The following is a 23,991-nucleotide window of genomic DNA, read 5'->3' on the forward strand; positions in this document are numbered from 1 at the left end:
ATAAGACCTGCATGAAAGAGCCTGCAAACACACAACACAATACACAACATAAAAAGCCATTTTCACTTGAGGGTTATGTATGAAGAAGTCGATTCTCGCTCTGTCTTTGTTAGTCGGTCTCTCCGCAGCGGCTTCCAGCTATGCGGCGCTACCGGAGACGGTACGTATCGGAACTGATACCACCTATGCGCCGTTCTCGTCGAAAGATGCTAAAGGTGATTTTGTTGGCTTTGATATCGATCTCGGTAACGAGATGTGCAAACGGATGCAGGTGAAATGTACCTGGGTTGCCAGTGACTTTGACGCGCTGATCCCCTCACTGAAAGCGAAAAAAATCGACGCCATTATTTCGTCGCTCTCCATTACCGATAAACGTCAGCAGGAGATTGCTTTCTCCGACAAGTTGTACGCCGCAGATTCTCGTTTGATTGCCGCCAAAGGTTCGCCGATTCAGCCAACGCTGGATTCACTGAAAGGTAAACATGTTGGTGTGCTGCAGGGATCAACCCAGGAAGCTTACGCTAACGAGACCTGGCGTAGCAAAGGTGTGGATGTGGTGGCCTATGCCAACCAGGATTTGGTCTATTCCGATCTGGCTGCAGGACGTCTGGATGCTGCACTGCAGGATGAAGTTGCTGCCAGCGAAGGATTCCTCAAGCAACCTGCTGGTAAAGACTTCGCCTTTGCTGGCTCATCAGTAAAAGACAAAAAATACTTCGGTGATGGCACCGGTGTAGGGCTACGTAAAGATGATGCTGAACTGACGGCTGCTTTCAATAAGGCGCTTGGCGAGCTGCGTCAGGACGGCACCTACGACAAGATGGCGAAAAAGTATTTCGACTTTAATGTCTACGGTGACTGATACGTCGCTGGGAAGCTGTACCTGATGGAATGATCATCATGGTGCACGCCAGGTTTGTTGCACTATCGTGGTGCATTGAAATGCATACTTAAGCATTTTTAATGAAAAATAATACGTCTAACGGGGCGGGATATTTTGCCTTGATGGTCAATTTTATGGCACGATAAGTGTAACAAACCTGTAAATATTCCCTATAAAAAGACTGTCAGTTGAGGACATTATGAAAAAACTGGTGCTATCGCTCTCTCTGGTTCTGGCCTTCTCCAGCGCAACTGCGGCATTTGCTGCGATTCCGCAAAACATCCGCATCGGTACCGACCCGACCTATGCGCCATTTGAATCAAAAAATTCACAAGGCGAACTGGTTGGCTTCGATATCGATCTGGCAAAGGAATTATGCAAACGCATCAATACGCAATGTACGTTTGTCGAAAATCCGCTGGATGCGTTAATCCCGTCCTTAAAAGCGAAGAAGATTGACGCCATCATGTCATCGCTTTCCATTACGGAAAAACGTCAGCAAGAAATAGCCTTCACCGACAAACTGTACGCTGCCGATTCTCGTTTGGTGGTGGCGAAAAATTCTGACATTCAGCCGACAGTCGAGTCGCTGAAAGGCAAACGGGTAGGCGTATTGCAGGGCACCACTCAGGAGACGTTCGGTAACGAACACTGGGCACCAAAAGGCATTGAAATCGTCTCGTATCAGGGGCAGGACAACATTTATTCTGACCTGACTGCCGGACGTATTGATGCCGCGTTCCAGGATGAGGTCGCTGCCAGTGAAGGTTTCCTCAAACAACCCGTCGGTAAAGATTACAAATTCGGTGGCCCGTCTGTTAAAGATGAAAAACTGTTTGGCGTAGGGACCGGCATGGGCCTGCGTAAAGAAGATAACGAACTGCGCGAGGCACTGAACAAAGCCTTTGCCGAAATGCGCGCTGACGGTACTTACGAGAAATTAGCGAAAAAGTACTTCGATTTTGATGTTTATGGCGGTTAATCGCCATCGGTGAAAGAAAGCCCGCTCCCTTCGGGTAACCGGAGGGAGACAAGAGGCGGTAATTCACCACACACGACAGGACAGGCAGCATGTTGTATGGGTTTTCAGGTGTTATTTTACAGGGTGCGCTCGTCACGCTGGAGCTGGCTATCAGCTCTGTAGTGCTCGCTGTAATCATCGGTTTAATTGGCGCTGGCGGTAAGCTCTCGCAAAATCGGCTTTCGGGGCTGATTTTCGAAGGGTACACCACGCTGATTCGTGGCGTGCCGGACTTAGTGTTGATGCTGCTGATTTTCTACGGTTTGCAGATTGCGCTAAACACGGTGACGGAGGCGATGGGCGTCGGGCAGATTGATATCGATCCGATGGTCGCTGGTATTATCACTCTCGGTTTTATCTACGGTGCTTATTTTACCGAAACGTTCCGTGGTGCTTTTATGGCAGTGCCGAAAGGACATATAGAGGCGGCGACGGCGTTCGGTTTTACTCGTGGGCAAGTGTTTCGGCGGATCATGTTTCCGGCGATGATGCGTTACGCCCTGCCAGGCATTGGCAACAACTGGCAGGTGATCCTCAAATCTACCGCACTGGTTTCGTTACTCGGCCTGGAAGATGTGGTCAAAGCCACCCAACTGGCAGGCAAAAGTACCTGGGAACCGTTCTATTTCGCCATCGTCTGTGGCGTGATTTACCTGGTTTTCACCACTGTTTCCAATGGTGTGCTGCTGTTCCTTGAGCGCCGCTACTCCGTGGGTGTGAAGAGGGCTGACCTGTGATCGAAATCTTACATGAATACTGGAAACCGCTGCTGTGGACCGACGGTTATCGCTTTACTGGTGTGGCGATCACTCTGTGGCTGCTTATTTTGTCGGTAGTGATAGGCGGAGTCCTGGCGCTGTTTCTGGCGATTGGTCGTGTCTCCAGTAATAAATACATCCAGTTTCCAATCTGGTTATTTACCTATATTTTTCGCGGTACGCCGCTGTATGTTCAGTTGCTGGTGTTCTATTCCGGCATGTACACGCTTGAGATTGTTAAGGGAACCGAATTCCTTAACGCTTTCTTCCGCAGTGGCCTGAACTGTACCGTGCTGGCGCTGACGCTTAACACCTGCGCTTACACTACCGAGATTTTTGCTGGGGCAATCCGTTCAGTGCCGCATGGGGAAATTGAAGCCGCCAGAGCCTATGGCTTCTCGACCTTTAAAATGTATCGCTGCATTATTTTGCCTTCTGCCCTGCGTATTGCTCTACCGGCATACAGCAACGAAGTGATCCTGATGCTGCACTCTACTGCGTTGGCGTTTACTGCCACGGTGCCGGATCTGTTGAAAATAGCCCGCGATATTAACGCCGCCACGTATCAACCTTTTACCGCCTTCGGCATTGCCGCGGTGCTCTATTTAATCATCTCTTATGTCCTGATCAGCCTCTTTCGCAGAGCGGAAAAACGCTGGTTGCAGCATGTGAAACCTTCTTCAACGCACTGAGAATACGATGTCCGAAAATAAATTAAACGTTATCGATTTGCACAAACGCTACGGCGAACACGAAGTGCTGAAAGGGGTCTCACTACAAGCGAATGCCGGAGATGTAATAAGCATCATCGGATCGTCGGGATCGGGGAAAAGTACCTTTCTGCGCTGCATTAACTTCCTCGAAAAACCGAGTGAAGGATCGATCGTGGTCAATGGCCAGACGATCAATCTGGTGCGCGACAAAGACGGTCAACTCAAAGTCGCCGATAAAAATCAGCTGCGCTTACTGCGCACACGCCTGACGATGGTATTCCAGCACTTCAATCTCTGGAGCCATATGACGGTGCTGGAAAACGTCATGGAAGCGCCGATTCAGGTGTTGGGCCTGAGCAAGCAGGAAGCGCGCGAGCGGGCGGTGAAGTATCTGGCAAAAGTCGGGATAGACGAACGTGCACAGGGGAAATATCCGGTGCATCTTTCCGGCGGTCAGCAACAGCGTGTTTCTATCGCGCGGGCGCTGGCGATGGAACCGGAAGTTTTACTGTTTGATGAACCTACCTCGGCGCTCGATCCTGAACTGGTAGGCGAAGTGTTGCGTATTATGCAGCAACTGGCAGAAGAGGGGAAAACCATGGTGGTAGTGACTCACGAAATGGGCTTTGCTCGCCATGTTTCTACTCACGTCATTTTCCTCCATCAGGGGAAAATAGAAGAAGAAGGCGCGCCGGAGCAGTTATTTGGCAACCCGCAAAGCCCTCGTCTGCAACAGTTCCTTAAGGGATCGCTGAAATAATTTCCTCTCCGGTGGCTAACGCTGCCGGAGTATTTTCATGGGGAATTTGCGAGTCAGCTTCCGCTGAAATGTAAAAGTTGCAGTCCGCTAAAAATACTTCTGAATTCGCTGTCCAAAGATAAAAACTGCCTGCTGCATTGGGTGTTAATCGTGGTTATTGTCGCGTCATCTTAAATTTGAGGGGTGACGGAACGCCATGACAATATCGACAACTTCCACGCCGCATGATGCGGTATTTAAATCTTTTTTACGCCATCCAGACACCGCGCGGGATTTTATTGATATTCATCTTCCCGCGCCGCTGCGCAAACTGTGTGATTTAACGACGCTTAAACTAGAACCAAACAGTTTTATTGATGAAGACCTGCGGCAATATTATTCCGACCTCTTGTGGTCTGTGAAAACGCAGGAGGGAGTGGGTTATATTTATGTAGTGATAGAGCACCAAAGTAAGCCGGAAGAATTAATGGCTTTTCGCATGATGCGTTATTCCATTGCGGCAATGCAAAACCATCTTGATGCGGGCTATAAAGAGCTTCCATTGGTGATCCCGATGCTGTTTTATCATGGTTGCAGAAGTCCTTATCCTTATTCACTCTGTTGGCTTGATGAATTTGCCGAGCCTGCGATTGCCCGTAAAATATATTCATCGGCTTTTCCGTTGGTGGATATTACCGTGGTGCCGGATGACGAGATTATGCAACATCGCAAAATGGCGCTGTTGGAGTTAATTCAGAAACATATTCGTCAGCGCGATCTGTTGGGATTAGTCGACCAAATTGTTTCGCTGCTAGTTACAGGGAACACTAATGACAGACAGCTAAAAGCCCTGTTTAATTATGTATTACAAACGGGAGATGCCCAGCGTTTCCGTGCATTTATTGGTGAGATAACAGAACGCGCACCACAAGAAAAGGAGAAACTGATGACCATTGCTGACAGATTACGTGAAGAAGGCGCAATGCAGGGCAAACACGAAGAAGCTCTGCGTATTGCTCAGGAGATGCTGGAAAAAGGATTTGACCACGATGTCATCCTGACGCTGACCCGACTTTCACCAGACGATCTTATCGCGCAAAGCCACTAACCCTGTAACACCGGGAGTTAACTGGCGGATGTTTGCAGTAAACCACATCAGCGAACGACATCCGCCAGCGCCTCTTCTAAATCGTACCAGCGAAACGCAAAACCCGCTTCTTCCAGCCGTTTAGGCAGCGCGCGTTGTCCACCTAATACCAGTATTGAAGATTCGCCCATTAACAGCCGAATGGCGGTTGCGGGGACGCGCAAAATGGCCGGGCGATGCAGCGCTTGACCGAGCGCATGGGCAAATTGTTCATTGCGTACCGGGTAGGGCGAAACCATATTAAATGGCCCGCGCAGCTCGTTATCCAGCAGCCAGAGAATGCCGTTGACCATATCATCAATATGAATCCAGGCCAGATACTGCCGACCAGAGCCAATCGGCCCGCCCAGGCCAAGACGAAACGGCGGCAGCATTTTACCGAGAATACCGCCATCCGGTGCCAGCACTACACCGGTACGCAGCAGGCACACTCGCGTTTTGTCACTTTGCGCCCGGCAGGCAATTTCTTCCCAGCGGGCGCAGAGTTTATGGGTAAATTCGTTATGCGGCGGTTCCTCTTCGGTAACCACCACTTCACCTAAGTCGCCATAATAGCCCGTTGCCGAGCCGGAAATGAGTACCGACGGCGGCGTGTCGCTGGCATTAATCAAATCGACCAGTTTTTGCGTGATATTCCAGCGGCTTTGGCAGAGACGCTCTTTTTGCTTGTGAGTCCAGCGTTTATCAGCAATCGGTTCTCCGGCCAGGTTGATTACCGCATCAACGCCGTTGAGGTTGCTTTGATCGGCAAGCCCTTGCCATAGTGTCACCCGAGGGCCGAGAACGGAACTGGCTTTCTGCGGGTTACGCGTCACTACCGTAATTTGATGGCCCAGCTCCAGCAAACGCGGAATCAAATGGCGACCAATTAATCCCGTCCCTCCGGTGATCACTATGTTCATGCAGCCTCCCGATATGGCGATTAACGCTGCCAGCTTAAGGTCATGGATACCGAATCGGCGTAGCGCAGCGCGTGCAGTTTATCGATCTCCACTTCAGCATACGTCACCCAGTGATGTTCACGTGCGATATCGAGCACATCCTGAGTTAATTTTTCCAGCAAAGAGAAACGGTTATTCTCTACATGCTGAATAATGTTTTTCGTTACGGTGCGATAATTCAGCGCATCGTTGATATCTTCGCTAGTGCGCGCTTTATCGGCGGGGTAGTGGATCGTCACATTGATAACAATATCCTGACGGTTGTTAATTTCTTCTTCCTTAATTCCGATAAACGTACGTAAACGAAGGTTCTTTATACGAATAATAGCGGCAGGTTGTGCCATTGCAGGTTCTCCGTTGTTTTACTTAGGATGAAATAATACACGAGAACCTGTTTCTGTTAACTATCCGAACGCTCATCACCGAGTTGTGCTTTTAGCAGTGCCTGCCCGGTGGCAGGGCGCGAACGGATCCGCTCATGCCAGTTCTTGACTGCCGGATACATAGCGAGGTCTATTCGCTGGCGAGTCCAGGCATTAACCCACGGCCAGCAGGCAATATCCGCAATGCTGTAGTTCTCGCCTCCCAGCCAGGGCGAGTTTTCCAGCCGCTTGTTCAGTACATGGTACAGACGCTGAGTTTCAACCTGATAACGTTCAATAGCGTAAGGAATGGTTTGGGGGGCTGCGTGATTAAAATGATGATTTTGCCCAAGCATCGGCCCCAGTCCGCCTACCTGCCAGAATAACCACTGTAATGTGGCGGCGCGCTCACGCGTTTCATGACTAAAAAAGAGTCCTGTTTTCTCAGCCAGATACAACAAAATGGCACCAGACTCAAAGAGGCTTAGCGGTTCGCCGCCATCGGCAGGAGAATGATCAACAATTGCCGGAATTTTGTTGTTGGGCGAAATGCGCAAAAATTCCGGACGAAACTGACCGCCTTTCCCCAGGTCTACCTTAATCAAGCGATAATCAAGTTCTGCTTCTTCGAGAAACAGCGTAATTTTGTGACCATTGGGTGTCGGGGCGAAATAGAGATCGATCATTGCAGCTCCGGTTGTTTAATCATCTGAACACCACAAGTATAGAAAGCGCGGCGACTTACGTGAGTATTCGTCACGTGACAGTGACAAAAAGGCTCTATAGTTTGATAGCCAGCCCCCTTTATTGCCGAGGACATAATGAGTAAACCCGCTATCACGCTTTGGTCAGATGCCCACTTTTTCTCCCCTTATGTGTTATCCGCCTGGGTGGCGTTGCAGGAAAAAGGCCTGTCGTTTCATATCAAGACCATCGACCTCGACAGCGGTGAACATTTGCAGCCGACGTGGCAAGGTTACGGTCAGACACGCCGTGTGCCGTTATTACAAATCGATGATTTTGAGTTGAGTGAATCTTCTGCCATTGCGGAGTATCTGGAAGATCGATTTGCGCCACCGACCTGGGAACGTATTTATCCGCTTGATTTAGAAAATCGTGCGCGTGCACGACAGATTCAGGCCTGGTTGCGCAGCGATCTGATGCCCATCCGCGAAGAGCGTCCGACGGATGTTGTCTTTGCGGGGGCGAAAAAAGCGCCACTAACGGCCGAGGGAAAAGCCAGTGCAGAGAAACTGTTCGCGATGGCAGAACATTTGTTAGCACTGGGTCAGCCGAATTTATTTGGTGAATGGTGCATTGCTGATACTGATCTGGCGCTAATGATTAACCGCCTGGTACTACATGGCGATGAGGTGCCAGAACGCCTGGTGGATTATGCGACATTCCAGTGGCAGCGAGCGTCTGTCCAGCGTTTTATTGCACTTTCGGCGAAGCAATCTGGCTGATAGCAACGACAGAATCCAGTATCATAGCTTACGTTTTTTCGACGAGGAGTGAGTGATGAAACTGATGTTTGCATCGGACATTCATGGGTCGTTACCGGCGACGGAACGTGTTCTGGAGTTGTTTGCCCAAAGCGGTGCCCAGTGGCTGGTGATCCTTGGCGACGTGTTGAATCATGGCCCGCGTAATGCTTTACCGGAGGGTTACGCGCCAGCCAAAGTCGCTGAACGGCTTAATGAAGTGGCACATAAGGTTATCGCTGTGCGCGGCAACTGCGACAGCGAAGTGGATCAAATGCTGCTGCATTTCCCGATAACCGCGCCGTGGCAACAGGTATTACTGGAAAAACAACGTCTGTTTTTGACGCATGGTCATCTTTTTGGCCCGGAAAATCTGCCTGCTTTAAACCAGAACGATGTGCTGGTGTACGGTCATACCCATCTGCCAGTGGCAGAACAGCGGGGGGAGATTTTCCACTTCAACCCCGGCTCGGTGAGTATTCCGAAAGGCGGTAATCCGGCGAGTTATGGCATGCTGGATAATGACGTACTTAGTGTAATCGCACTCAATGATCAAAGTATCATTGCGCAGGTAGCGATTAATCCGTAATTTACCCACAACTCAAAATGCGCCGTAAGAGCGCCAGAAAAAGAAGGTTTCCTGATAATGGAACAGCGTCGTTTGGCAAGTACTGAATGGGTGGATATTGTCAATGAAGAGAACGAAGTCATTGCACAAGCCAGCCGGGAACAAATGCGGGCACAGTGTCTGCGTCATCGTGCAACTTACATCGTCGTGCATGATGGCATGGGCAAAATTCTGGTCCAGCGTCGTACCGAGACAAAAGACTTTTTACCCGGCATGTTAGATGCGACCGCAGGCGGTGTGGTCCAGGCCGATGAGCAACTGCTGGAATCCGCGCGTCGCGAAGCGGAAGAAGAGTTGGGCATTGCCGGTGTCCCCTTTGCCGAGCACGGGCAGTTCTATTTCGAAGATAAAAATTGCCGTGTCTGGGGCGCGTTGTTCAGCTGCGTCTCTCACGGTCCCTTCGCTCTACAGGAAGATGAAGTCAGTGAAGTTTGCTGGCTGACGCCGGAAGAAATCACCGCACGCTGCGATGAGTTCACTCCAGACTCGCTGAAAGCGCTGGCGTTGTGGATGAAGCGCAATGCCAAAAATGAAGCCGTAGAGACTGAAACGGCAGAATGAAAAAAGAGCCGCAATTGCGGCTCTTAACATTTTTAGTGGTAGCCCATCAACTGAGCGCCGATCACCACGACGCTGGACATAATAAACAGCAGTCCAAGCAGTGTCGCGCCCACCTTCAGCCAGTTACGGAAGTCCACCCGGCAAACACCGAGCGTCGCCATTAACGAAGCTGAGGTTGGGTAAATGATGTGGCTGAAGCCATCACCAAACTGGAATGCCAGCACGGTAACCTGACGGTTAACACCGACCAGATCGCCAAGCGGTGCCAGTAACGGCATGGTTAACGCCGCCTGACCAGAACCGGATGTCACAAAGAAATTAAATACCGCCTGGAAGAGCAACATAAACCAGGCCGCGACAGCGTTGTCCAGACCGCTAATGGCATTGGCAATGCTGTTGAGGATGGTATTTAACACGCTGGCATCACCCGCTTCACCATTACCGACCAGCAGCAAAATCCCTTTGGCGAAACCCACCAGCAGGGCAGGGGCGATCATCATTCGCGCCCCTTCGGTAAAGGATGAAGCCATGGTATTAACCGTCATGCCGTTAAGGCGGAAAACAACGCCGATGATGCCAATCACCAGACCCATGGTGAAGAACTGGCTGGCAATTTCTGGAATAAACCAGGCATTAACGATCACGCCCCAAATCACCCAGACCATTACGGCGGTCAGGACAATCAATACCAGCCAGTCACCAAAGGTAAACGGACGTTGTTCAACATCCGCCTGCTTTTCACGAAAGAAGCGGTCGGACTCATGCACGCGTGACAGAAGAGGATTCTTTTTCACTCGTGAGGCGTACACCATGGTAAAGATCAGGCCAATCAGAGTGGCGATAACCCACACCACGATGCGCAACCCGGAGCCAGAAAGCACCGGAACGCCGGCAATCCCCTGAGCAACAACCACACAAAACGGGTTCATCCACGAACTGGCAAAACCGATTTGCGTGGCAATATAGGTCACCAGGACGGTGGTAATACTGTCATAGCCCAGCCGGACCATTAGCGGTGCGATGATAATGGCAAAGGCGACGGCCTCTTCCCCCATACCAAATACCGCGCCGCCAAGTGAAAACAGAATAAACAGCGCAGGAATAAAGAGAATTTCATTCCCGCGGGTATGGCGAATAAGCGCCAGGATACCGTTATCAATGGTTCCTGTACGCATCACAATGCCAAACGCGCCGCCAATCACCAGCATAAACATGATGATGCCAACGGCTGTCCCGTATTTCGATCCTGAGGTTAACCCTTCAAACGGGAAGTTCATCAGGCCCGGGCGTTCATCGCCCGTCGTGAACAGCTGTACGCGGTGATACTCAGGTTCGCCTGCTTCGTTAGTCAGAATGCGAAATGAGTGTGGATCTACGACTTTGCGTGTTTTTGTTTGACCATCAACCTGATACTGCACTTCCTGACTGTCAAACATCCCCACCGGAACTACCCAGGTGGCAAGGCTGGTTAAAATAGCAACAAAAAAGATAATCACCAACGTATCGGGCATTGCCCATCTTCTTGTTGGTTTGGATTCAGTGATTGCGGACATAGCGCAAATATTCCCTTGCACAAAACAAAGTGGTAAGTATGCAAAGTGAAATGGCGCAATTCATTGATGCAGCGCAGTTAAGCAAGATAATCAGAAAGGATTAATGCAAATTAAGAGAATAAAAAACCGGAAATAGTGACTATTTCCGGTCCAGATATCCGCAGCGCAAAGCTGCGGATGATGACGAGATTACTGCTGCTGTGCAGACTGAATCGCAGTCAGCGCGATGGTGTAGACGATATCGTCAACCAGTGCGCCACGGGACAGGTCGTTAACCGGCTTGCGCATACCCTGCAGCATCGGCCCGATGGAGATCAGGTCGGCAGAACGCTGTACCGCTTTGTAGGTGGTGTTACCGGTGTTCAGATCCGGGAAGATGAACACGGTAGCGCGACCTGCAACCGGAGAGTTCGGCGCTTTGGATTTCGCAACGTCAGCCATTACCGCAGCGTCGTACTGCAGCGGACCGTCGATCATCAGGTCAGGACGTTTTTCCTGCGCCAGACGAGTTGCTTCGCGAACTTTTTCTACGTCGCTACCTGCACCAGAAGTACCGGTGGAGTAGGAGAGCATAGCAACGCGCGGTTCGATACCGAAGGCTGCAGCGGAATCAGCGGACTGAATCGCGATTTCTGCCAGCTGTTCTGCGGTCGGATCCGGGTTGATCGCACAGTCACCGTAAACGTAAACCTGTTCCGGCAGCAGCATGAAGAACACGGAAGATACCAGGGAGCTGCCCGGTGCAGTTTTGATCAGCTGCAGCGGCGGACGGATGGTGTTTGCGGTAGTGTGAACAGCACCGGAAACCAGACCATCAACTTCATCCTGTTCCAGCATCAGCGTACCGAGCACCACGTTGTCTTCCAGCTGTTCGCGGGCAACGGTTTCGGTCATGCCTTTGTTCTTACGCAGCTCGACCAGACGACCAACATAGCTTTCGCGAACCACTTCTGGATCAACGATTTCAATGCCTGTACCCAGTTCTACACCCTGAGACGCTGCAACACGGTTGATCTCTGCCGGATTACCCAGCAGTACGCAAGTTGCGATACCACGTTCAGCACAGATAGCGGCTGCTTTAACGGTACGCGGTTCGTCACCTTCCGGCAGTACGATACGTTTGCCCGCTTTGCGCGCAAGTTCAGTCAGCTGATAACGGAACGCTGGCGGAGACAGACGACGGCTGCGCTCAGAAGTGGCAGTCAGAGAATCGATCCAGTCAGCGTTGATGTAGTTAGCAACGTATTCCTGAACTTTCTCGATACGCTCGTGATCGTCAACTGGAACTTCCAGGTTGAAGCTCTGCAGGCTCAGAGAAGTCTGCCAGGTGTTGGTGTTCACCATAAATACCGGCAGGCCGGTAGCGAAAGCACGTTCGCACAGTTTAGAAATGCGCGCGTCCATTTCGTAGCCGCCAGTCAGCAGCAGGGCACCGATTTCTACGCCGTTCATGGCAGCCAGGCAAGCGGCAACCAGCACGTCAGGACGGTCTGCGGAAGTCACCAGCAGAGAACCGGCACGGAAGTGCTCCAGCATGTGCGGAATGCTGCGTGCGCAGAAAGTGACGGATTTAACGCGGCGAGTATTGATGTCGCCTTCGTTGATGATGGTCGCATTCAGGTGGCGAGCCATATCGATCGCACGAGTCGCGATCAGGTCAAAGCTCCACGGCACAGCGCCGAGAACCGGCAGCGGGCTGGATTCTTGCAGCTTCGCCGGATCAACATTGTTTACTTTAGCTTTGGAAGAGTCGTCGAAAATCTCGGACAGATCCGGGCGAGTACGACCCTGTTCATCAACCGGTGCGTTCAGTTTGTTAACGATAACGCCGGTGATGTTGGTGTTTTTGGCACCGCCGAAGCTGTTGCGGGTCAGTTCGATACGCTCTTTCAGCTGTTCCGGGGTGTCAGTGCCCTGAGACATAACGAAGACGATTTCCGCATTCAGCGTTTTAGCGATTTCGTAGTTCAGAGACTGGGCAAACTGGTGCTTACGTGTCGGGACCAGACCTTCAACCAGAACGACTTCAGCGTCTTTGGTGTTAGCGTGGTAGTTTGCGACGATCTCTTCCATCAGCACATCTTTCTGATTGCTGGAAAGCAGACCTTCAACGTAGCTCATTTTCAGCGGTTCAGCGGCCGTCGTAGTGGAAGAGTTCGCACGTACGATAGTCGTAGTCTGATCGGGCGCATCGCCACCGGTACGCGGCTGAGCGATAGGTTTGAAAACGCTCAGACGAACGCCTTTGCGTTCCATTGCACGGATCACGCCAAGGCTGACGCTGGTCAGACCGACGCTGGTTCCGGTAGGGATCAGCATAATAATACGGGACACGGTTTATCCTCTTTCGTTACCGCCGATTTGGCGGGTTACAAAACAGCACCGCCAGCTGAGCTGGCGGTGTGAAATCAGGCAGTCAGGCGGCTCGCGTCTTGCGCGATAACCAGTTCTTCGTTGGTTGGGATAACCACCGCAGGACGGGTACCTTCTTTGTTGATGAAACCAGATTTGCCGAAACGTGCAGCCAGGTTGCGTTCATGATCAACTTCAAAGCCCAGCACGCCCAGTTTGCCCAGAGACAGTTCACGAACCATCGCGGCATTTTCACCGATACCACCGGTGAATACAACAGCGTCCAGACGACCATCCATCAGCGCAGTGTAGGCACCGATGTATTTCGCCAGGCGGTGGCAGTAAACGTCCATTGCGCGCTTCGCGTCTTCTTTCGTCGCGTAGTTGTCTTCAACATAGCGGCAGTCGCTGGTCACTTCGGTCAGACCCAGCAGGCCAGACTCTTTGGTCAGCAGTTTGTTGATTGCGTCAACGCTCATGCCCAGGGTGTCGTGCAGGTGGAAGATGATCGCCGGATCGATATCACCAGAACGGGTACCCATGACCAGACCTTCCAGCGGGGTCAGGCCCATAGATGTGTCAACGCATTTACCGTTGCGGATAGCAGAAACGGAACCACCGTTGCCCAGGTGGCAGGTGATGATGTTCAGTTCTTCTACCGGTTTGTTCAGCATTTTTGCCGCTTCCTGGGTTACATAGAAGTGGCTGGTGCCGTGCGCGCCGTAACGACGGATGCCGTGCTCTTTGTACAGGTTGTACGGCAGGGCGTAGAGGTAAGACTCTTCCGGCATAGTCTGGTGGAACGCGGTGTCAAATACAGCAACGTTTTTGTCTTTCAGCTGTGGGAAAGATTTCAGAGCTTCTTCGATACCGATCAGGTGAGCCGGGTTGTGCAGCGGTGCAAAAGAAGCTGCATCTTTGATACCCTGAATAACAGACTCATCGATCACTACGGAGCTGGTATACTTTTCGCCGCCGTGTACGATACGGTGACCGATAGCAGTCAGCTGCGCAGACAGTTCTGGTTTTTGTGCCAGAATAGTATTAACGATAAAGTTGAGCGCTTCGCTGTGAGCGGCGCCTGCACCTAAAGCCGCTTCCTGTTTATTGCCGTCCATTTTCCATTTGATACGTGCTTCGGGCAGGTGGAAACATTCGGCTAAACCAGAAAGGTACTCTTCACCATTTACTGCATCGATGATGGCAAATTTCAGTGAAGAACTACCGCAGTTCAGAACCAGTACTAACTTACTCGACATGGAAGTACCTATAATTGATACGTGGCTAAAAAAACGTCAGGGAGCCATAGAGCGTAGCGCATGATGACACCGACATTTATGATTAACATCATGCACTGCAAATTTTTTTTGCATGATGGAAGAAATATCTTGAGTCTATGCCATTTTGCGTAATTTTCAGCCAATGGCATAATGTATATGAATTTGACGACTCAATGAATATGTACTACTTAGGCCTTCAGGCTGCTAAAGGATACCTGATAGTGGGTATGGAAGACAAAATGTTTTGAACGTTGTCCCGCTGAGTTGTGAATTTGCACAAATTTTTGAATCTTTATATGTGAAGTTGAGGTGAAGCATGTCAACGCCGGATAATCGTTCTGTTAATTTTTTTAGCTTGTTTCGCCGGGGACAGCATTACTCAAAGACGTGGCCGCTGGAAAAACGCCTTGCCCCGGTCTTTGTCGAAAATCGCGTTATCAAGATGACGCGTTATGCGATCCGTTTTATGCCGCCGATCGCCGTATTTACTCTCTGCTGGCAGATTGCCCTGGGCGGTCAGCTTGGGCCGGCAGTTGCCACTGCGCTGTTCGCCTTAAGTTTACCCATGCAGGGATTGTGGTGGCTGGGCAAGCGTTCTGTAACGCCATTACCCCCTGCAATCCTCAACTGGTTTTATGAAGTTCGCGGTAAATTGCAGGAGTCTGGACAGGTGTTGGCACCCGTTGAAGGCAAGCCTGATTACCAGGCATTAGCTGACACGCTTAAGCGCGCCTTCAAACAACTGGATAAAACTTTCCTTGATGATTTGTAATTGACCCCTGATTACGCATATAAAAGAAGGCATACTCAGCCTTCTTTTTTTTCACCGTAATAGAGTGATACAGGAGTCAACAATGGAAATGACTAACGCGCAACGTCTTATTTTGTCTAATCAGTACAAGATGATGACTATGCTCGATCCGGCAAATGCTGAACGTTACCGTCGCCTGCAAACAATCATTGAGCGTGGTTATGGATTACAGATGCGTGAACTGGATCGCGAGTTTGGCGAGCTGAAAGAAGAAACCTGCCGCACTATCATCGACATTATGGAGATGTATCATGCGTTGCATGTTTCCTGGTCTAATTTGCAGGACCAGCAATCCATCGATGAACGTCGTGTCACCTTCCTCGGCTTTGACGCCGCCACTGAAGCACGTTACCTCGGTTATGTCCGCTTTATGGTTAATGTGGAAGGGCGCTATACCCATTTTGACGCCGGAACTCACGGTTTTAACGCCCAGACGCCAATGTGGGAAAAATATCAGCGCATGCTTAATGTGTGGCATGCCTGCCCGCGTCAGTACCATTTGAGCGCCAACGAAATTAATCAAATTATCAACGCCTGAGGAGGCCCGCGTGCGGTGCAAAGGTTTTCTGTTTGATCTTGATGGAACGCTGGTGGATTCCCTGCCTGCGGTAGAACGGGCGTGGAGCAACTGGGCCAGACGTCATGGGTTAGCGCCGGAAGAGGTGCTGGCTTTCATTCACGGTAAACAGGCGATCACCTCTCTGCGCCATTTTATGGCGGGCAAATCCGAGGCTGATATTGCCGCCGAGTTTACGCGTCTGGAGCAAATCGAGGCCACGGAAACCGAAGGTATTACCGCGCTTCCGGGGGCAATCGCCTTACTCAATCATTTGAATAAAGCAGGTATTCCGTGGGCCATTGTGACTTCTGGCTCCATGCCGGTAGCGCGAGCGCGCCATAAAATAGCGGGGCTTCCCGCACCAGAGGTGTTTGTAACCGCTGAGCGAGTGAAGCGCGGAAAACCAGAACCTGATGCGTATCTGTTAGGCGCGCAGCTGCTGGGGCTTGCGCCGCAGGAGTGTGTGGTGGTGGAAGATGCTCCCGCTGGCGTGCTTTCTGGCCTGGCGGCGGGTTGCCATGTCATTGCGGTTAACGCTCCGGCAGATACCCCGCGCCTGAATGAGGTCGATTTGGTCCTCCACAGTCTGGAGCAAATTACTGTGACCAAACAGCCAAATGGCGATGTTATTATTCAGTGAAACACCTGATCATGATTTAGCCCCGTCTCGTCGGGGCTTTTTTATGGCAGAATCAAGTCATCCCCCTCAATTAACAAGGATAAGTTGTGAACGGTGAATTGATTTGGGTTCTTTCATTACTGGCCGTTGCCATCGTCTTGTTTGCGACGGGCAGAGTGCGTATGGATGCGGTCGCTTTGTTTGTTATTGTCGCGTTTGCATTAAGCGGAACGCTGACAGTCCCAGAAGTATTTTCCGGCTTTTCTGATCCTAACGTTGTCCTGATTGCCGCCTTGTTTATTATTGGCGATGGTTTGGTCCGTACCGGTGTTGCCACCGTAATGGGAACATGGCTGGTCAAAGTTGCGGGCAACAGTGAAATCAAAATGTTGGTTTTGTTGATGCTGACCGTCGCGGGGCTTGGCGCGTTTATGAGTTCAACCGGCGTTGTCGCTATCTTTATTCCCGTGGTGTTAAGCGTTGCCATGCGTATGCAAACGTCGCCGTCACGTCTGATGATGCCGTTAAGTTTTGCCGGGCTGATTAGCGGCATGATGACGCTGGTGGCGACGCCGCCGAACTTGGTAGTCAATAGTGAATTGCTGCGTGAAGGCTATCACGGCTTCAGTTTCTTTAGCGTAACACCTATTGGCCTGGTCGTGCTGGTGCTGGGTATTTTGTATATGTTAGTGATGCGTTTCATGCTGAAAGGGGATACCCAGACCCCGCAGCGCGAAGGCTGGACGCGTCGAACCTTTCGCGATCTTATCCGTGAATATCGACTGACCGGGCGTGCGCGACGTCTGGCTATTCGCCCCGGATCGCCAATGATTGGTCAACGGTTGGACGATCTCAAATTACGTGAGCGTTATGGCGCTAACGTCATCGGTGTTGAACGCTGGCGGCGTTTTCGTCGCGTTATCGTGAACGTTAATGGGGTTTCTGAATTTCGCGCGCGTGACGTTTTGCTTATTGATATGTCTGCGGCTGATGTCGATCTCCGGCAATTTTGTAGTGAGCAATTGCTGGAGCCGATGGTACTGCGCGGCGAGTATTTTTCTGACCAGGCCCTTGATGTGGGCATGGCAGAGATTTCATTAATTCCTGAGTCAGAACTTATTGGTAAATCGGTGCGCGAAATTGGTTTTCGTACCCGCTACGGACTGAATGTGGTGGGGCTAAAGCGCAATGGCGTGGCGCTGGAAGGTTCGCTGGCGGATGAGCCTCTGCTGCTGGGCGATATCATCCTGGTTGTGGGTAACTGGAAACTGATCGGTATGCTGGCCAAACAGGGCCGCGACTTCGTAGCGCTGAACTTACCGGAAGAGGTGAGTGAAGCATCGCCCGCGCACAGCCAGGCACCCCATGCCATTTTCTGTCTGGTGCTAATGGTGGCGTTAATGCTGACAGATGAAATTCCTAATCCTGTTGCCGCTATCATCGCCTGCCTGCTGATGGGGAAATTCCGCTGTATAGATGCTGAAAGCGCCTATAAATCCATTCACTGGCCGAGCATTATTTTGATCGTTGGGATGATGCCGTTTGCTGTGGCATTACAGAAAACGGGAGGTGTCGCGCTGGCGGTGAAAGGGCTGATGGACATTGGCGGTGGTTACGGGCCACATATGATGCTGGCTTGTTTGTTTGTCTTGTCGGCGGTTATTGGGCTGTTTATCTCTAATACCGCGACGGCGGTGTTGATGGCTCCGATTGCGCTGGCTGCTGCCAAAACGATGGGGGTGTCGCCTTATCCATTCGCGATGGTCGTGGCGATGGCAGCATCCGCCGCCTTTATGACACCGGTTTCTTCACCTGTTAACACACTGGTTTTAGGTCCGGGAAATTACAGCTTCAGTGACTTTGTGAAGTTGGGGGTACCGTTCACCATTATCGTGATGGCGGTTTGTGTGGTGATGATCCCGATGCTGTTTCCGTTTTGACAAGAGCCTGATGTCGCATCCGGCGCTTATTGCCTGATGCGACGCAGACTCCGGCTGCTTACAGCGGTGAATCCTGGCTAATCTCATCGAGCGAAAGATGGAAGCTGGGAACAAATACTTCCATGAAGTAGTCCATCTCCTGGCTGCGGCGCGCTTCAAGCGTCGCTTCCAGTCGCGTTTTTGCCAGCAAGAATTCATTATTTCCCGCCGCGAGTTCTTCCAGACATTTCAGATATGCACACAGTGCATCTGCCTGTTTCACCAACGATTTTTCTTCATCGCTATATGCATGCTCGTCAATTAACGGCGCAAAGATATCCTGCAGCTCTTCCGGAACCATATCGACCAGTTTTTGCTGAGCGATTTTTTCAATAGCCTTGTATTCCTGAGCGATTTGCGAATTGAAGTATTTCACCGGAGTAGGGAGATCGCCGGTGAGCACTTCTGAAGCATCGTGGTACATCGCCAGTAAAGCGATACGTTCGGCGTTGACATTACCGCCAAATTTACGATTTTTGATAGCTGCCAGCGCATGGGCGACCATCGCTACCTGCAAACTGTGTTCGGACACATTTTCCGTCCGCACGTTGCGCATGAGCGGCCAGCGGTTAATGAGTTTCAGGCGGGAGAGATGGGCAAAAAAATGGCTCTGTTTCATAGTGACCTTTCGTATGATGACATCATCAGGTCATTGTGGCGGGATAACACTGCCGGATGCAATCTCCGGCAGTGAAATTAAGATTACAGCTGATGATAACCAGAAAGGAAACGCGCGAACTTACTCAAAGACAGCTCGATATCATCGACACGCGGTAGCGTGACAATGCGGAAGTGGTCCGGCCACGGCCAGTTGAATGCCGTCCCTTGCACCAACAGAACTTTTTCCTGCAACAGGAAATCCAGCACCATTTTCTGATCGTCGTGAATGTTAAAGCGTTTGGCGTCGATTTTCGGGAACATGTACAGCGCACCACGAGGTTTCACGCAGGAAACGCCCGGAATATCGTTGATCAATTCCCACGCGCGGTTACGCTGCTCATAAAGACGACCGCCAGGGGTAATAAATTCACTGATGCTCTGATAACCACCCAGCGCGGTCTGAATGGCGTGTTGCGCAGGAACGTTAGCACACAGGCGCATTGAAGCCAGCATTTCCAGACCTTCGATGTAGCCTTTGGCGTGTTTTTTCGGCCCGTTCAACACCATCCATCCCTGACGGAAGCCTGCAACGCGGTACGTTTTCGACAGTCCATTAAAGGTAATGGTCAGCAGGTCAGGTGCCAGCGGCGCAATTGAGTGATGCTCAGCGTCGTCGTAGAGAATTTTGTCATAAATTTCATCGGCGAAGATAATGAGATTATGCTGACGTGCAATCTCCACAATCTCCATTAAAAGCTCTTTGGAATATACCGCGCCGGTTGGGTTATTTGGGTTGATAATAACGATCCCACGCGTACGAGGCGTAATTTTAGCGCGAATATCATCGAGGTCCGGGAACCAGTCAGAGGATTCATCGCAAAGATAATGCACCGCTTTACCGCTGGAAAGCGAAACCGCCGCGGTCCATAGTGGGTAATCTGGTGCAGGAACCAACATTTCGTCCCCGCTGTTCAGCAATGCCTGCATTGCCTGAACGATAAGCTCCGATACACCATTGCCGATGTAAATATCTTCCACGGTAACATCACGCATGCCACGAGCCTGGTAGTGCTGCATGATGGCTTTACGCGCGGAGTAAAGACCTTTGGAATCGCAATACCCTTGAGCTGTAGGCAGGTTGCGTATCACGTCAACGAGGATTTCATCTGGCGCGTCAAAACCGAACGGGGCTGGGTTGCCGATGTTCAGTTTCAGTACCTTGTTACCTTCTTCTTCCAGGCGTTTTGCTTCTTTCAGCACCGGACCACGGATGTCATAACAGACATTCTCTAATTTGCTGGATTTTTCAATGGGGGACATGAATCTTGACCTTTTTTGCTGTTATCGCCACTCCCTGCCGTGGAAGTCAGCTTAGAACAATGTACTCCCCCAGGACGGTGTTTTGAAGGTCTGCAGAATAAGATTTTGCCAGAGGGGAAGGCTCGATTGTGCTGTTAATAACTTAATAATGACAAAATAATGAGGTGTATATGCTTTACATGTAATGTTATATAGTGAATTGTTCTGATTCTTAATTGTAAGTCTGGTTTTTTTATCTGTAAGATAATTGTGTGAAAATGCCTCATTTAAGAATTCACTAATGAAACGCGATGATGATATTTCCGCATTACGGAGAGTTTAACAGCGTGATGATTTCCGAGGTGTCGCAATGGGGGCAAGGTGTGAAACTATTGTTAAGCGGAATTAATGAATGAGGATGATGCTAATTAATTATTATTTAATATTCAAAAAGGTTTTGATGTGCTTATTAATAATAGAAGATTACTTTGCCTAACATAACATAACTTTGCATCAGATAATTCGCAATGACCCTTATAAATAAAAGGTTTTTGGGGTAAAATGCCCGCATAAATGACGGATCCCTGCTCTTGATGCCGCCTCACCATTGCTGTTTGTACGTGTTCGCGTATGACCAGCGATGCTGCACGAGAGTGGAACAAGGACTCACATTTACATTTATACAAACACGCGCATGTCATAAATAGAAAAGAGTGAGTAACTTAATAGATATGCGATCCCTGAAGATATATTCTGTGATCTACTTCAGGCATTATAACGGAACAATGTGAGTCGCTTTTTTAGTGCAACTCATATGCATTTTTACTTTCGTCCGGGTTCCGGATGAAACTGCCAGGGAGGCACATTACAAATGGAATTGCTTGTTTGTGTGTGCACAGCATTAACCAGCTCAGTATGAGCCGCCAGTAAGTGATAATATATGATAAGTGCAAATCGTCCGATAATTAACCTCGACCTCGATCTGCTGAGAACATTTGTTGCTGTTGCCGATCTGAACACTTTTGCTGCCGCAGCTGCCGCTGTGTGTCGTACTCAGTCCGCCGTAAGTCAGCAAATGCAGCGTCTGGAACAACTCGTTGGGAAAGAACTGTTCGCTCGTCACGGTCGCAACAAACTGTTAACTGAACATGGCATTCAACTTCTTGGTTACGCCAGGAAAATCCTGCGTTTTAATGATGAGGCCTGCTCATCATTAATGTTCAGTAATCTTCAGGGCGTGTTAACTATCGGTGCTTCAGATGAATCTGCCGATACGATCTTACCTTTCCTGTTAAATCGCGTGAGTTCGGTTTATCCGAAATTAGCGCTGGATGTCCGCGTTAAACGTAATGCCTATATGGCAGAAATGCTGGAATCCCAGGAAGTGGATTTGATGGTAACCACCCATCGTCCTTCAGCGTTTAAGGCATTGAACCTGCGTACCTCGCCAACACACTGGTACTGCGCAGCGGAATACGTATTGCAAAAAGGTGAGCCGATCCCTCTTGTATTGCTGGATGATCCAAGTCCGTTTCGCGATATGGTGCTGGCGACGCTTAATAAAGCAGATATTCCCTGGCGACTGGCTTATGTCGCCTCGACGCTTCCGGCCGTTCGTGCGGCAGTGAAAGCCGGTCTTGGCGTGACGGCAAGGCCGGTCGAGATGATGAGTCCGGACTTGCGTGTGCTGAGTGGAGTAGATGGCTTACCGCCGCTACCTGATACCGAATATTTGCTGTGCTATGACCCGTCCAGTAATAATGAGCTGGCCCAGGTGATCTATCAGGCGATGGAGAGCTACCATAATCCGTGGCAATACAGCCCAATATCTGCTCCGGAAGGGGATGATTCATTGTTGATTGAAAGGGATATCGAGTAATCGACGGACGATAGATAATTCCTGAGACAATAGTGTAAAAAACGAGCCGCTGGGGGTGTTTTAAACCCCAGCGGCTTTTTTTTAGTAAAGAACCTTCTTCACATCGTGCAGAACGTACAAAACTGTTCATTTTTCAATCGCCAGAGATTCACGCCCCGTACACACAAATAATCGCCTGAAAAAAATCACCTGCTACAATGATGTTAAAAAATACGTAAATTTGTTGCTGCGTTTTTGTTATGGAATGACAAAAGCGTGTCACAGATCAAGAAAATACTCTCTTTTGGGGGGAGGAATCGACACAAATTCCTGTCAAAATAGACCCGTATTTTTTCCATTGCTTCACAACGGACACGATTCAACAACATCTAATTATCCTGGAGTCGTCAAGGATCTGGGGTGAAAGGGCATTAAATGCTAATGGTGTTGATATTATGTAAACTAATGTGAAGAAACTTTTGTTAAAGTTGACAAAAGGTTATAGAAAGGAGTAAAAGACCACATCAATTAGCTGTATAAAAGAATTTCTACAGTGATTGTAAGGTTTTTTTTATTCCTCCCCATGAATCGATGTGGCGTCCATCTGCCGTGAAGAGCAGTGAATCTGGCGCTACTTTTGATGAGTAAGCAATGAGTATGTCAACATCCACTGAAGTCATCGCTCATCACTGGGCATTCGCTATCTTTCTTATCGTTGCCATTGGCCTGTGTTGCCTGATGCTGGTAGGCGGTTGGTTTTTAGGCGGTCGCGCACGCGCGAGGTCGAAAAACGTGCCGTTTGAATCCGGTATCGACTCGGTCGGCTCCGCCCGCTTACGCCTGTCCGCCAAGTTTTATCTGGTGGCCATGTTCTTCGTTATCTTCGACGTTGAAGCGCTGTATCTGTTCGCATGGTCAACCTCTATCCGCGAAAGCGGCTGGGTAGGCTTTGTGGAAGCTGCAATTTTTATTTTTGTGTTACTGGCAGGTCTGGTTTATCTGGTGCGTATTGGCGCGCTGGACTGGACGCCCGCGCGTTCACGCCGCGAGCGTATGAACCCGGAAACGAACAGTATCGCTAATCGTCAACGCTAACCGCGAGGCATTAAGATGGATTATACGCTCACCCGCATAGATCCCAACGGTGAGAACGACCGTTACCCCCTGCAAAAGCAGGAGATCGTAACCGACCCTCTGGAGCAAGAAGTTAACAAAAACGTGTTTATGGGCAAGCTCAATGACATGGTTAACTGGGGTCGTAAAAACTCAATTTGGCCGTATAACTTCGGTCTTTCCTGCTGTTACGTTGAGATGGTGACTTCGTTTACCGCGGTGCATGACGTGGCGCGTTTTGGCGCAGAAGTATTGCGTGCTTCGCCGCGTCAGGCTGACCTGATGGTGGTTGCAGGAACCTGCTTTACCAAAATGGCACCGGTTATTCAGCGTCTGTATGACCAGATGCTGGAACCAAAATGGGTTATCTCAATGGGTGCCTGTGCCAACTCTGGTGGTATGTACGATATTTATTCCGTTGTGCAGGGCGTCGATAAATTCATCCCGGTTGATGTGTATATCCCGGGCTGCCCGCCGCGTCCTGAAGCGTACATGCAGGCACTGATGCTGTTGCAGGAATCTATCGGCAAAGAACGTCGTCCGCTCTCCTGGGTGGTTGGCGATCAGGGCGTTTATCGCGCCAATATGCAATCAGAGCGCGAACGCAAGCGCGGTGAACGCATTGCCGTAACCAACCTGCGTACACCTGACGAGATTTAATTTGCGCCTGTCGGCAAAGGGATTTTTCTTCGCTTATTCCTAAATCTATTTCGCGAAGCTTACTGCGCCGA

24 protein-coding genes are annotated in these 23,991 nt (G+C 50.2%); 16 read left to right on the forward strand and 8 right to left on the reverse strand.

Annotation, left to right across the window (positions count from 1 at the left end; genetic code table 11):
• Positions 1-79 precede the first annotated feature (79 nt).
• The 6 genes from argT to rpnB all read left to right on the forward strand — a co-directional run bounded on the left by argT (position 80) and on the right by rpnB (position 5,222).
• Positions 80-862, forward strand: coding sequence for a lysine/arginine/ornithine ABC transporter substrate-binding protein ArgT (gene argT / locus ACJHW7_RS05270; protein ID WP_000748261.1), 783 nt, complete (start codon positions 80-82; stop codon positions 860-862).
• 220 nt (positions 863-1,082) lie between these two features.
• The gene (gene hisJ / locus ACJHW7_RS05275) at positions 1,083-1,865 is read left to right on the forward strand and encodes a histidine ABC transporter substrate-binding protein HisJ (protein WP_000737621.1); all 783 of its coding nucleotides are present in this window, start codon (positions 1,083-1,085) and stop codon (positions 1,863-1,865) included.
• A gap of 89 nt (positions 1,866-1,954) precedes the next feature.
• Positions 1,955-2,641: a histidine ABC transporter permease HisQ gene (gene hisQ, locus ACJHW7_RS05280; protein WP_000965518.1), complete on the forward strand. Its 687-nt coding sequence runs from the start codon at positions 1,955-1,957 to the stop codon at positions 2,639-2,641.
• Positions 2,638-3,354, forward strand: coding sequence for an ABC transporter permease (locus ACJHW7_RS05285; RefSeq protein WP_000569958.1), 717 nt, complete (start codon positions 2,638-2,640; stop codon positions 3,352-3,354). Before hisQ ends, ACJHW7_RS05285 begins: the two co-directional genes overlap by 4 nt.
• Positions 3,355-3,361: 7 nt before the next feature.
• The gene (gene hisP / locus ACJHW7_RS05290; protein WP_001293612.1) at positions 3,362-4,135 is read left to right on the forward strand and encodes a histidine ABC transporter ATP-binding protein HisP; all 774 of its coding nucleotides are present in this window, start codon (positions 3,362-3,364) and stop codon (positions 4,133-4,135) included.
• A 196-nt stretch (positions 4,136-4,331) separates the two neighbouring features.
• Entirely contained in the window at positions 4,332-5,222 is an 891-nt protein-coding gene (rpnB, locus tag ACJHW7_RS05295) for a recombination-promoting nuclease RpnB (RefSeq protein ID WP_000156145.1), read from the forward strand.
• 47 nt (positions 5,223-5,269) lie between these two features.
• On the opposite strand, the gene ACJHW7_RS05300 is transcribed toward rpnB, so the two are convergent.
• The 3 genes from ACJHW7_RS05300 to yfcG are packed head-to-tail and all read right to left on the reverse strand — an operon-like array spanning position 5,270 to position 7,250.
• Positions 5,270-6,163 (reverse strand): TIGR01777 family oxidoreductase, encoded by an 894-nt coding sequence (locus ACJHW7_RS05300; RefSeq protein ID WP_021557013.1) that lies wholly within the window; start codon positions 6,161-6,163, stop codon positions 5,270-5,272.
• Between the two features lie 20 nt (positions 6,164-6,183).
• Positions 6,184-6,546: a dihydroneopterin triphosphate 2'-epimerase gene (folX, locus tag ACJHW7_RS05305; RefSeq protein ID WP_000068457.1), complete on the reverse strand. Its 363-nt coding sequence runs from the start codon at positions 6,544-6,546 to the stop codon at positions 6,184-6,186.
• Between the two features lie 56 nt (positions 6,547-6,602).
• Entirely contained in the window at positions 6,603-7,250 is a 648-nt protein-coding gene (gene yfcG, locus ACJHW7_RS05310; RefSeq protein ID WP_021557012.1) for a GSH-dependent disulfide bond oxidoreductase, read from the reverse strand.
• Between the two features lie 135 nt (positions 7,251-7,385).
• Between yfcG and yfcF the strand changes: the two genes are divergently transcribed.
• From yfcF to yfcD, 3 genes are read left to right on the forward strand one after another with little or no spacing between them, the layout of a single operon-like run.
• Positions 7,386-8,030 (forward strand): glutathione transferase, encoded by a 645-nt coding sequence (yfcF, locus tag ACJHW7_RS05315; protein ID WP_000042440.1) that lies wholly within the window; start codon positions 7,386-7,388, stop codon positions 8,028-8,030.
• A 55-nt stretch (positions 8,031-8,085) separates the two neighbouring features.
• Complete coding sequence (yfcE, locus tag ACJHW7_RS05320; protein WP_000772452.1) at positions 8,086-8,637, forward strand: phosphodiesterase; 552 nt, start codon at positions 8,086-8,088, stop codon at positions 8,635-8,637.
• 57 nt (positions 8,638-8,694) lie between these two features.
• Positions 8,695-9,237, forward strand: coding sequence for an NUDIX hydrolase YfcD (gene yfcD / locus ACJHW7_RS05325; RefSeq protein WP_000437935.1), 543 nt, complete (start codon positions 8,695-8,697; stop codon positions 9,235-9,237).
• 32 nt (positions 9,238-9,269) lie between these two features.
• Here the strand turns inward: yfcD and yfcC are convergent, their stop codons facing one another.
• From yfcC to ackA, 3 genes are all read right to left on the reverse strand, one after another.
• Positions 9,270-10,790, reverse strand: a complete 1,521-nt coding sequence (yfcC, locus tag ACJHW7_RS05330; RefSeq protein WP_001274493.1) for a putative basic amino acid antiporter YfcC — start codon at positions 10,788-10,790, stop codon at positions 9,270-9,272.
• A 189-nt stretch (positions 10,791-10,979) separates the two neighbouring features.
• Positions 10,980-13,124 carry a phosphate acetyltransferase gene (gene pta / locus ACJHW7_RS05335; protein WP_021557011.1) on the reverse strand — a complete coding sequence of 715 codons (2,145 nt, stop codon included), beginning with the start codon at positions 13,122-13,124 and terminating at the stop codon, positions 10,980-10,982.
• Positions 13,125-13,198: 74 nt separating this feature from the next.
• Positions 13,199-14,401, reverse strand: a complete 1,203-nt coding sequence (gene ackA, locus ACJHW7_RS05340; RefSeq protein ID WP_000095707.1) for an acetate kinase — start codon at positions 14,399-14,401, stop codon at positions 13,199-13,201.
• Positions 14,402-14,738: 337 nt separating this feature from the next.
• Here ackA and yfbV point away from each other — a divergent pair, with 337 nt between their 5' ends.
• From yfbV to ACJHW7_RS05360, 4 genes are all read left to right on the forward strand, one after another.
• On the forward strand, positions 14,739-15,194 hold the full coding sequence (gene yfbV / locus ACJHW7_RS05345) for a terminus macrodomain insulation protein YfbV (RefSeq protein WP_000106627.1): 456 nt from the start codon (positions 14,739-14,741) through the stop codon (positions 15,192-15,194).
• Between the two features lie 82 nt (positions 15,195-15,276).
• Positions 15,277-15,771: a YfbU family protein gene (locus tag ACJHW7_RS05350; protein WP_000426124.1), complete on the forward strand. Its 495-nt coding sequence runs from the start codon at positions 15,277-15,279 to the stop codon at positions 15,769-15,771.
• Between the two features lie 10 nt (positions 15,772-15,781).
• Positions 15,782-16,432 (forward strand): hexitol phosphatase HxpA, encoded by a 651-nt coding sequence (hxpA, locus tag ACJHW7_RS05355; protein ID WP_001203399.1) that lies wholly within the window; start codon positions 15,782-15,784, stop codon positions 16,430-16,432.
• Positions 16,433-16,518: 86 nt separating this feature from the next.
• On the forward strand, positions 16,519-18,351 hold the full coding sequence (locus tag ACJHW7_RS05360) for an SLC13 family permease (protein WP_001012892.1): 1,833 nt from the start codon (positions 16,519-16,521) through the stop codon (positions 18,349-18,351).
• Positions 18,352-18,409: 58 nt separating this feature from the next.
• Here the strand turns inward: ACJHW7_RS05360 and yfbR are convergent, their stop codons facing one another.
• Both yfbR and alaA read right to left on the reverse strand, forming a co-directional pair.
• Complete coding sequence (gene yfbR, locus ACJHW7_RS05365) at positions 18,410-19,009, reverse strand: 5'-deoxynucleotidase (protein WP_000813854.1); 600 nt, start codon at positions 19,007-19,009, stop codon at positions 18,410-18,412.
• A gap of 83 nt (positions 19,010-19,092) precedes the next feature.
• The gene (alaA, locus tag ACJHW7_RS05370) at positions 19,093-20,310 is read right to left on the reverse strand and encodes an alanine transaminase AlaA (RefSeq protein ID WP_000074527.1); all 1,218 of its coding nucleotides are present in this window, start codon (positions 20,308-20,310) and stop codon (positions 19,093-19,095) included.
• Between the two features lie 919 nt (positions 20,311-21,229).
• Between alaA and lrhA the strand changes: the two genes are divergently transcribed.
• The 3 genes from lrhA (at position 21,230) to nuoB (ending at position 23,920) form a co-directional block, all read left to right on the forward strand.
• Positions 21,230-22,168: a transcriptional regulator LrhA gene (gene lrhA, locus ACJHW7_RS05375; protein WP_000622284.1), complete on the forward strand. Its 939-nt coding sequence runs from the start codon at positions 21,230-21,232 to the stop codon at positions 22,166-22,168.
• Between the two features lie 630 nt (positions 22,169-22,798).
• Entirely contained in the window at positions 22,799-23,242 is a 444-nt protein-coding gene (gene nuoA / locus ACJHW7_RS05380; RefSeq protein WP_000062997.1) for an NADH-quinone oxidoreductase subunit NuoA, read from the forward strand.
• Between the two features lie 15 nt (positions 23,243-23,257).
• A complete protein-coding gene (nuoB, locus tag ACJHW7_RS05385; RefSeq protein WP_000386733.1) occupies positions 23,258-23,920 on the forward strand; it encodes an NADH-quinone oxidoreductase subunit NuoB in 663 nt (220 codons plus the stop codon).
• Positions 23,921-23,991: the final 71 nt, after the last annotated feature.

Source organism: Escherichia sp. WS1152, assembly GCF_046487665.1.
GTDB lineage: Bacteria > Pseudomonadota > Gammaproteobacteria > Enterobacterales > Enterobacteriaceae > Escherichia > Escherichia coli.